Source organism: Candidatus Marinimicrobia bacterium CG08_land_8_20_14_0_20_45_22, from assembly GCA_002774355.1.
GTDB lineage: Bacteria > Fidelibacterota > UBA2242 > UBA2242 > UBA2242 > 0-14-0-20-45-22.
This window is the reverse complement of sequence record PEYN01000006.1, coordinates 1-9,980: the sequence shown is the minus strand read 5'-3', so window position 1 is coordinate 9,980 and position 9,980 is coordinate 1. Positions and strand designations below refer to the sequence as shown.

Below are 9,980 nucleotides of genomic sequence, written 5' to 3'. Positions count from 1 at the left end.
TGAACGACGTCCAGCACGTCAAATTTTCCGTCGAGGTTTACATCGCCTTTCGTCAGATTTTCCGGCGCGGTCAACCACGAGACGACATTTTCCAGCAACGCCTTTCGTTCGAGTGAGTCGCCCAAATGATAGAAAGCCACGCTCATGAATAAACTTTGACCGCCGATCGGAATTTCGTTGTCGTCGTAAGCAATGATGCCCGCATATTCGGCTATTCCGGAACCGCAATAGATCGCCTGCGCTTCCGAACGCACCTGACAGCCGTCCTGATCGCCGAATGATGTAGAAGTAAAATCGTAAATAGTGGAAAGCGAATTCGGCATAATGGCAACGGGATGATCCGGAAGCATAAGCGTGAGATCGCCTGCGTTATCTTTGGACCAACTTTCGATGTGCAAAACGTTTGGCCGGAAATTTGTGAATGTGGTTTCCGTAGAAGCTTTCCAGGCGATTTCGCCGCCTTCGATGAGCAATTTCCTGCCGCCGGTGACATAGGTTTCAAGAGCCATCCTACATCGATCGTCACCGATCGGATTTGTGCTACTGCCGGAAGTCCAGATGACCAGATCGTAATTCGTCCATGTGGATGCATCGGATAGCGCTGATTTTTCACAAACGACCCAATATCCGAGTTCCGTCAGAATGCGCGAGAATTCGCTTGCTGATGGACTTTTATCGGCGATGACGACATCCGATTTCACTTCGTAAAATTCTCCTGAGATTATCTTTTGCTTGTCCGGCGTTCGTTTGCCCGTGTCATCATCCACGATCAAAATATCTGCCCGCGTCGTGTCCAATGAAACGTTGTTTATTAATTCCGACTGGGAAACGGTCATAACCAGCAACCGGGAAATGTGTCGCGGTGACGAAAATACGAGACGGTAATCGCCATAAGGGAGATGGATGCGATAATTTCCATCGGTCGAATCGTCGGAAGTGACAGACGTGTAACTAATCCATTCGTCAATGGATTGCCGGTCGATTTTGATCGTCGCGTCGAGTGTAAGATTCGTTACGGTTTCGGTGATTTTGCCCGAAAGCCAGCCGCCGGAGTCTGCCTGCATAACGATCGTGGTAAGATTTTCGCCGCATTTTAAGAATAATCGTTCTAAAAAAAGTTTGTATCCGAACAGTTCCGCGCGGATCAGATAGTTTCCGACGCTCAGTTGCGAAGAGGTTGAAAATGTCCCCGATTGCCCGGAAGTCACATTAAAAGTCGCATTCACCGAATCAGGAAGAAGAAAGCCGGAGATGCTGACGCCTTGCAAACCATTGCCGCTTGAATCCTGCACGACGCCGGAAAGTTGAGCGGATACTTTTTGAACCCAAATGGATTCTTCATAAATGTCATATTCGGATTTTGTAATGGCGGCGCGCAATTCGCCGGTCACTCGCGGCGTTACGGCGAGGGAATTCGCGGCGGCGGAGGTATCGATGCCGCATCCTTTGACGAATAATCGGATACCGGATTCAGCGCACGATGCCGAAACGATTCCTTCAAAATCCGTGGTCAACGATCCAACCAGACCGATAGATTCGACGCTTGCTGAAATGTCCGGTTGTTGAAAAACGATTCCGCCGATCACGTTCAATGAACCAGTAAAAAGAATAAGTCGGTCGGGACTACGTTTGCCGATCAATTGTATCTTTTCGCCGAAACGAGGCATCACCGAAAAAACGGCGAGACCAGTCGTATCCGTTTGGGCAACAACGGAATCGAATTCCCAGTTTTCCAGAGAGATTTCGACATTAGGAATCGGTTGCGACGTCTCCGAATCAATCGCGCGCACCCGGACTTCGGTTGATTCGGAAATTCGAACAGAGTCCGGTTCGATAGATACGATTGGCGGCTTCTTGATTGCAATGGTATCGACAACTGTCTTCAGATCGACGCCGGTTATCGTTACCAATATCTTGCCGATTAAATCCGGTTGAACATCAATCGGAATTGTCACCGCTCCCGTCAAATCTGTATGCCCCGAACCGATCAGCGTTTCGTTGTTAAACAGCGCGACAAGCACGTTCGGTTCGCCGGTTCCGCTGACGTTGACCTGAACGTTGAACGTTTCATTGCCAAAATAAAAAACCGGTTCGTGAACGACATCGGCGACGCGCGGCTGACCGAACCACGGAACGATGGATGGATCGCCGAGAATGTTGTAAATATCGAAGTAATATTCGGCGTAGTCCGGAGAGTTTTCCACGACATTCATCAGGCCGGCCAATTTCATCGTGCCGATGCTGTAGGATTTTTGATTGAAATAGGCGCCGAACATCTGGCGTTCCATCCAATCGTCTTCATCCCAATAACTCGAATTAGATGCGCCGAGAAATGCGAAACCGCCTCTTCCTGCCGCACGAATCCAACTCTCGCCAAAACAGGTTATCGTGCTGAACGAACCGGTCAGGCAGGCGTTACTGACGATGAATGGAGTCATACCCGAATTTGTCAGAGAATTGACGTTGGAAACTGTAAATACCGGCCCCCCCCACGCCGTTTTTGAACCGTGACCGGAATAATTACAGACCGATGTTCCGGAATTGATTTCGGTTAGAATATTGGCGGTTGTTCCGCCGGAATGTCCGCGGATGTGTGTCGAGGCAATTGCGTTAGGCGTCATGTAATTGTCGATGACGAAGTTGTGAGAACTTTCTGGAATGTAATAGTAAGTCGAATCATCAGAGGAGATGAATGTTGCCTGATCTTGCCAATTCATCGTTGGGAACTGCGCTAATTCGTAGGTCAGTGACTTGTTGATGATAGTGCTCAGTTCGGAGTCAGTTTGTGCGGAAAAACGTCCCAAGAAAATATCCGAAACGTAATCGCCTTCCGTCATTTGCGTATAATCCACGTCTGTTTCGGAGTTGCTTTCGCCGCCGGTCCACGTAGGAATATGTTCAACGTCGCCGACGAGTAGAACATAAGCAGGCGGTGTCTGACTTTGGTAGGCAGATAATATGTAATTCCGAATGGAAACCGCCGTTCCGCCTAACTCGGTCACCGACTTGACCGTGACACAAAATCCTTTCTGTTTTTTCCATGCGATATATCGCAACAAATCCGGATGCGAAACGAATCGGTCGCCGACGACGAACAGAAAATTCAGCGAGGAATCGGACACGGTTGAACTTTTTTCAAGTGGATTGAGAAACATTCCCTGCGCGATTTTATCGAATTCCGGAATACCGGTAATCGATGATGATTTACTCGCGGTCGGTGTATATTCGATTCCGATTTCCATATCGGTCGAAACGCTCAAAATGCCCTGCTTTGGGTTATATCGCACTGGACAAATTTCAACAATGACGCCGCGATGATTTCGCATCTGAAATTCTCCAACGATGCGAACCGGATTTTCGGGATAAATCGTGTCCTTTTCGTAAAACTCACGATTCATAATGAACGGGCGATTTGGATTTGCTGACGATTTTGGAATCGGCGGTTGCGCCGGGCTAATTGGCAAATGTCCGGCGATTTCTTCCAAATTGACCGTCTCGACCGTCGTGTGAATCAGCCGAACAGAAATTTCCGAACCTTCCGGAAGATAAACGATCCGACGAATGACAGGTAAACGCGCCTTGCCGATTTCCTGCGTGTAGCTTTCGCCCTTCATCGCCAATTTTAAAAATTCGCCCGTTGAGTCCTGAACGATTTTTTTTGCTAACTCGCCTGTTTGAAGCGCAATTGTCAATTCGTCTGTTTTTGGCCGAGAAAGTGAAATTCGGGACGGCGTCAACGTTTGTGTAGGTTCAACCAATCGGACATCGGCGGTTGCCATTTCCGATATTGCGGCGAGGAGCAGGAGGGCGGCGATGTTTAAAATGGTTCGTTTCATCTAACAAACTTCCGCATCCAATTTATCCTTTTAGTCGGTTGTGTGGTGTGACGGAAATCCAATTACTTCGTTTTGCTTTTTTTCTGAAAGACTTTAGTGTTGAAAGAAAGCTGGAAAGAGAGTCCCGCGAGTCGCGAATTCTCCGTTGGGAAACCGTATTCGGTCACCGCCGGATATTTCGGATTGTTGTGCGCTTTTGAGCTGAGAATATATTCGAGTGGCTGTCCACGGTCGAGGTCGTGGAAATAGCCCAGTTCGACGCCGACTTTTCGGGAAAAATTCAATCCCATCAAGAAGCCGACGCGTACTGAACGCTGATCGTTTATGCCGTGAGGAATGATCATCGCGCGGAAGCCGGTGTAATAGGAATTCTGCGGTTTGCCGGAGAGTCTTTTCACGGAGTAGTAAGTCATATCGAAGTTGGAATTCGGCGTGATGGAAAAGGCGAAATTCAGAATGTCGTACGCATTTTTCCGGAAATAGACGACGCGAGAATAATCGATGCCGGTGCCATAGATCGGAAGCCCAACGCGAATGCCAAAGTCGCTGGTTTCTGATAAACCCTTTCGATAGACGAACATCGGCAGAACGTTTTCGGTTGATAGCGTGACACCGGTAAAGACTTCGCCTTTCTTCAGCGGAATTGGGCTGATCGTCGGGTGCGCGGCGCATCCGCCAAGGAAAAGAATCGCCAGCAGTAGACACGGCGGTCTATTTATTTTGGTGTTTTGATATAAAAATTTCATCGTGCATAAAATATAAATCATTTTGACGAATTCAAAATGACATTTACGATTCCCAGAATATCCTGTCGGTCAATGCGACCGTCTGCGTTCCAATCGGCGGGAAATTTTTGCTGTTCGTCCGGCTGAACGCGATTGAGTGAATAGCGAACGACGCGTAAAAGATCGGTCACATCGATGAAACCATCCTGATTTACATCGCCAGCCAGACAATCTTTTTTCAGGCGGATATTTTGAATCGTCGGATGATCCGCCGTAACGACTACGGAATCGATCTCCGCGGAAAAAAATCCATCCGATTCGATTTTCATCCGGTAAGTTCCGGGCGAACAGAGACGATAATAATCGCCTAAATCCGGATCGGTAACAACTTCCGAATTGTCGGCGTCGTGGCCGATCAGCGTTATCGTTGCATTTAACGGCATTCCGAACGGATCGGTGACGATTCCATGAATCCCGAATAGGGCATTTTCGAGAAAATGAATGAGCGAGCGGAAATTTGCCTCCCAAAAATAATCCAGTGCCTCAGCGGCAGGCATTTTGATATCGGAAATTTCAATCGTGACTTCCCGGCAGTTTTGAAAATAGGTCATAAAATCCTGTCTGCCGCCATGAACGGGATACCAGCAATAACCATTTGTGATGCCGTCGTCGAACGCTGAATCATCAAAGTAACCGGTTCCACCGAATTGCTGGGCTGTGTCGGCGTACTGATGCGCGAGCGTTTGAAACCATGAATCGTCCGCGTGAAGCCGCACCCAGGTTTCCCATGGATAATTCACGACTTCGGCGCCGCCATGAAAATTTGCCGAGAGTACAAAATGATGCTTTTCGGCGAATTCCATCATTGCCGAGGTTTCTGGTTGATAATTTTCTCTGTCCGGATGAGCGCCGTATGCCGGGTCGGGGAAATTGCGGTTTAGATCGACGCTGTTGGAATTGTACCGCGTCGCGCCGAAAACCGTCGAATTACCGTCGGCATAGGTTCCATCGGGATTGGCGAGTGGATTGATCCAGATTTCAGCGCTGTCGAGCAGTTTTGCTATTTGTGGGTCGGTTGCATAATTCGTCAATAAATAGTCGATCAGACGGAGCATTAGGACATAACCGACGACCTCGTCACCGTGCATGGTCGAGGTATAGAACAAATCCGGTTCGATCTCATCGGCGGCGACGTTATCGGAGATTTTAACGGCCAGTAGTTCACGGCCTTGTACCGAATAGCCGATGCGTTCAACCCGGCAGATTTGGGGATAATCAGCCGCGAACTGGTTCATCATAGTGACGTAATTTTCGTAGGTGGGATAGGAGTCGAGGTTTTCAGCCTCTTTCAGCGATTTACTCATGCGCGGCTGATACAGCGAGCCGGGATGCGGCAGAATTTCGCACGAGTAGCCGAGTTTCTCAAAAGCCGCAAATTCCTGGCGATTGGCATAAGCCGTGACGACCGAATCGAGGACATTATCGATGGAAATAATGCGGGTCAGCCTGGCCAATTCGGCGCGATCGTGAATTTTAAATCGGAAATAGTATTCGGGGCTATCGGCCGGAACCGGTTCTGCGGCGAAGAGCGGAAAAATCGTGAAAAAAGACAAAATCAGCGGAACACTACCTATTTTTCCTGATTGTCGCTGTTTCCACATCTCACTGGAAAGTAGAAAATCCGGCGTAGTTTTACAAGGAATGTTTACTAAACTTTATGGTGTTATTATAAGCGTAGGTAATGATTTTCAAGTCAACATAATTAATAATTGCATTCAGTTGTTTGAATCTTTAAATTCTGGACAGAATAGCCAGAAGGTGAGAAATGAAAGGAACATGGCAAATCCAGGATGCGAAAAACAAGTTCAGCGAAGTGATTGGCGAGGCGTTGAAAAATGGTCCGCAAATTGTCACCAAACATGGTGCGGCTACGGCGGTGATTATTTCTGTTCAAGACTATAAAAATCTGCAACAAAAACGTTCGCGGATCACGGAATTTTTTCAATCTTCGCCGTTGGTCGGCGTGAACTTGGAAATTGAACGGATGACGGATAATTCGCGGTCAACGGAATTATGAAGTACCTGTTGGATACGTGCGTCATTTCCGAGATGGTACGAAAACAACCGAATCGAAAAGTAATACAATGGCTCGAGAGTATTGACGAGGATAACCTGTTCCTTTCCGTCATAACTGTTGGTGAGATTGAAAAAGGCGTTGCTAAACTATCAGACTCAATCCGCAAAAAGAAAATATCTGAATGGCTTCACGAAGATTTACTAATCCGATTTCAAAAACGTATTTTACTACTTGATATAAAAGTGATGATTATCTGGGGCAGGCAATTGGCTTTACTCGAACAAAAAGGTCGTACACTGCCTGCAATTGATTCTTTAATCGCTGCAACTGCAAGCAGTCATGAATTAGTTTTAGTTACCAGAAATACCACCGATTTTGAATCAGCCAACGTAGAGATATTTAATCCCTGGAAATGAAAATATAATTGATTGGGACTCTATGACCAACTTAGAAAAATACTTCGCAAAATTTCGCCGTCACATCATCGGCTGTGACCAGCAGTACGATTTTCCCGGCGGTCGCCTGCCGATTCTGTATGCCGACTGGGCGGCCAGCGGGCGGCTTTATCGGCCGATTGAAGAATACATAGCCAATGTGATTGGACCATACGTTGCCAATACGCACACCGAGACGACTCTGACCGGCACGATCATGACCGACGCCTACCATCAGGCGCACCGCATCATCAAGCAACATGTCAATGCTGGAAGTGACGATATTCTGTTGTTCGCCGGATTCGGCATGACGGCCGTCGTCAACAAATTCCAGCGCCTGCTTGGTCTGCGTTTGCCGGATAAATTCCGGGGAAAGATTGCGATTCCGCCGCAGGAAAAGGCGCTCGTCATTCTGACTCACATGGAGCATCATTCCAACCAGACGACCTGGGAGGAATGTTGTTGCGATACGATTCTGCTTAGTAAAAAATCGGATGGTTTGCCCAATCTCGATCACCTGCGTACTATCTTGGAATTGAATCGCGACCGCAAAATGATTATCGGTTCGTTCACAGCTTGCTCGAACGTCACCGGCTTGATTACGCCGATCCACGAGATGGCGGAGATCATGCACGAATTCGGTCGGCTCTGCTTTGCCGATTACTCGGCTTCGGCGCCGTATGTCGAAGTAAATATGCATCCCGCAAAACCGGAACAGAAATTAGACGCGATTTTCTTTTCACCGCATAAATTTCTGGGCGGTCCGGGTTCGTCCGGTGTAATCCTGTTCGATAAAAAGCTATACGACAATCGCATTCCGGATCATCCGGGCGGCGGAACCGTGTTGTGGACGAATCCGTGGGGCGGGCATTATTTTTATCATGATATTGAAATGCGCGAGGATGGTGGAACGCCGGGTTTTCTGCAAGCTATCCGCGCCGCGCTGTCCATTCTGCTGAAAGAGGAGATGGGAACGACAAATCTCATCGCTCAGGAACATATTTTAACCGAACTGCTGATGGCGGAACTCGCCCAAATTCAGGAAATAACCGTTCTGGAGGCGCAAAACCACGACCGCATCGGCTTTGTCTCATTTTACAGCCGGGCAGTGCATCACAATCTACTCGTACACCTGCTCAACGACCATTTCGGGATTCAGACGCGCGGTGGTTGCCAGTGCGCAGGAACTTACGGTCACGATTTACTGCATATCGATAATAAACAGTCGAAGGAAATTACTGACCTCATTGATAAAGGCGATCTGAGCGGCAAACCCGGCTGGGTGCGCATTTCCCTACATCCGACCATGACCGAAACCGAAATCCGTTGTATCGCTTCGGCTGTCAGTGCTATTATGCAAAATCAGACCGATTGGAAACGAGATTACCATTTTAATCAGGCCACCGGCGATTTCGAAAATCTGAATCAATCCAAAGCCAGCATTGACCTGAAAGCGACGTTCAAAACTGCTTAAATAATTTTATTCCAAGTTTAGTTTGCGAGCATGTATATTTATGCAGTTTTTTAGGGTAGTATTTTGACTTTTATAACGATAATAATCTCACAATATTTTAAGGAGCTTTACGATGAAAAAAACCGTTTTCGTACTGTGTGGAATTTTTTTGCTATTTATGTCGTGCAGTAAAAAGATTGACAATCCGTTTTTTAGTGAATATGGGACGCCGTTCGAAACCCCGGCGTTCGATAAAATCAAGAATGAACATTATTTGCCTGCTTTCAAAGCCGGAATCGAGCAAGATAGCATCGAAGTAGCCGCCGTTGCCGAGAATCCCGAGGCGCCAGATTTCGCGAATACGGTCGAGGCTATGGAAGGCACTGGCGAGTTGGCATCGCGCGTCAGCAATGTTTTTTACAATATGCTCGGCTCAAACACGAATGATTCGCTTCAAAATATTGCCAATACTGTTGCGCCATTGCTATCGAAGCATAGCGATGATGTTTTGATGAATGCCAAACTTTTTCAGCGGGTCAAATCCGTTTACGATCAAAAAGACCAATTGGGTTTAAATACAGAACAGATGACACTGCTGGAAAAATACTACAAGGAATTTGTGCGAGGCGGGGCGAATCTCGACGATTTCCAAAAGGCGGAACTCCGCAAGATTAACGAAGAACTGTTGGTTTTGTCGCTCAAATTCGGTGATAACATTCTTAAGGAAGATAATGTGTTTGAACTCGTTATCGAAAATCCGTCCGATCTCGCCGGATTACCGCAATCGGTTATCACTGCGGCGAGTGAAACCGCTACCGAATGCGGAAAATCGGGCAAATGGGTTTTCACACTCAAAGCGCCCAGCATCTGGCCTTTTCTGCAATATTCCGAAAAACGGGACCTGCGGGAAAAAATGTTCAAGGCTTACGCCAATCGCGGGAACCATAACAACGAATTCGACAATAAAGCCATTTTGGTGCGAATCGCCGCTCTGCGTCTGCAACGCGCGAATCTGCTGGGCTATGCAACGCACGCCGACTTTGTTCTTGAAGAAAACATGGCAAAGAATCCGGAGGCTGTTTACAATTTGCTGAATCAACTATGGAAACCGGCGCTTCAACGCGCTCAGAGTGAAGCTAAAGATCTCCAGAAGATGCTGGCCAAAGAAGCGAAAAACCTAAAACTCAAACCGTGGGACTGGTTTTATTATACCGAAAAACTCCGCAAGGAGAAGTTCGATCTTGATGATGAAATGCTTCGCCCGTATTTTGATCTAGAAAATGTGCGGCAAGGCGCTTTTAACGTCGCAACGAAACTCTATGGCATAACCTTCACCGAGCGTAACGATATCCCCAAATATCATGAAGATGTTAAGGTTTACGAGGTCAAGGAAGCCGACGGTACGCATGTCGGAATCCTGTACGTTGATTATTTTCCGCGGGATAGTAAGCGGGG

7 protein-coding genes are annotated in these 9,980 nt (G+C 47.5%); 4 read left to right on the top strand and 3 right to left on the bottom strand.

Features of this window, described 5'->3' with window-relative positions; all coding sequences use genetic code 11:
- The 3 genes from COT43_00430 to COT43_00420 all read right to left on the bottom strand — a co-directional run.
- Positions 1-3,836: hypothetical protein (locus tag COT43_00430; GenBank protein ID PIS31095.1), on the bottom strand; the 3,836-nt coding region annotated here is incomplete at its 3' end.
- A 62-nt stretch (positions 3,837-3,898) separates the two neighbouring features.
- Positions 3,899-4,603: a hypothetical protein gene (locus tag COT43_00425; protein ID PIS31094.1), complete on the bottom strand. Its 705-nt coding sequence runs from the start codon at positions 4,601-4,603 to the stop codon at positions 3,899-3,901.
- Entirely contained in the window at positions 4,600-6,222 is a 1,623-nt protein-coding gene (locus COT43_00420) for a zinc carboxypeptidase (GenBank protein PIS31093.1), read from the bottom strand. Before COT43_00420 ends, COT43_00425 begins: the two co-directional genes overlap by 4 nt.
- Before the next feature lie 164 nt (positions 6,223-6,386).
- On the opposite strand from COT43_00420, the gene COT43_00415 reads away from it, so the two are divergent.
- The 4 genes from COT43_00415 to COT43_00400 form a co-directional block, all read left to right on the top strand.
- Positions 6,387-6,638, top strand: coding sequence for a type II toxin-antitoxin system prevent-host-death family antitoxin (locus COT43_00415; protein PIS31092.1), 252 nt, complete (start codon positions 6,387-6,389; stop codon positions 6,636-6,638).
- A complete protein-coding gene (locus COT43_00410; protein PIS31091.1) occupies positions 6,635-7,054 on the top strand; it encodes a VapC toxin family PIN domain ribonuclease in 420 nt (139 codons plus the stop codon). The genes COT43_00415 and COT43_00410 overlap by 4 nt, the downstream gene beginning before the upstream one ends.
- Positions 7,055-7,076: 22 nt before the next feature.
- Entirely contained in the window at positions 7,077-8,546 is a 1,470-nt protein-coding gene (locus COT43_00405) for a selenocysteine lyase (protein PIS31090.1), read from the top strand.
- Between the two features lie 112 nt (positions 8,547-8,658).
- Positions 8,659-9,980: peptidase M3 (locus COT43_00400; GenBank protein PIS31089.1), on the top strand; the 1,322-nt coding region annotated here is incomplete at its 3' end.

Bases quoted from the DNA above. Each gene is read 5' to 3' on its own strand.
- COT43_00425 (PIS31094.1), bottom strand. From the start codon at position 4,603: ATGATTTATATTTTATGCACGATGAAATTTTTATATCAAAACACCAAA.
- COT43_00405 (PIS31090.1), top strand. From the start codon at position 7,077: ATGACCAACTTAGAAAAATACTTCGCAAAATTTCGCCGTCACATCATC.
- COT43_00415 (PIS31092.1), top strand. From the start codon at position 6,387: ATGAAAGGAACATGGCAAATCCAGGATGCGAAAAACAAGTTCAGCGAA.
- COT43_00420 (PIS31093.1), bottom strand. From the start codon at position 6,222: ATGTGGAAACAGCGACAATCAGGAAAAATAGGTAGTGTTCCGCTGATT.
- COT43_00410 (PIS31091.1), top strand. From the start codon at position 6,635: ATGAAGTACCTGTTGGATACGTGCGTCATTTCCGAGATGGTACGAAAA.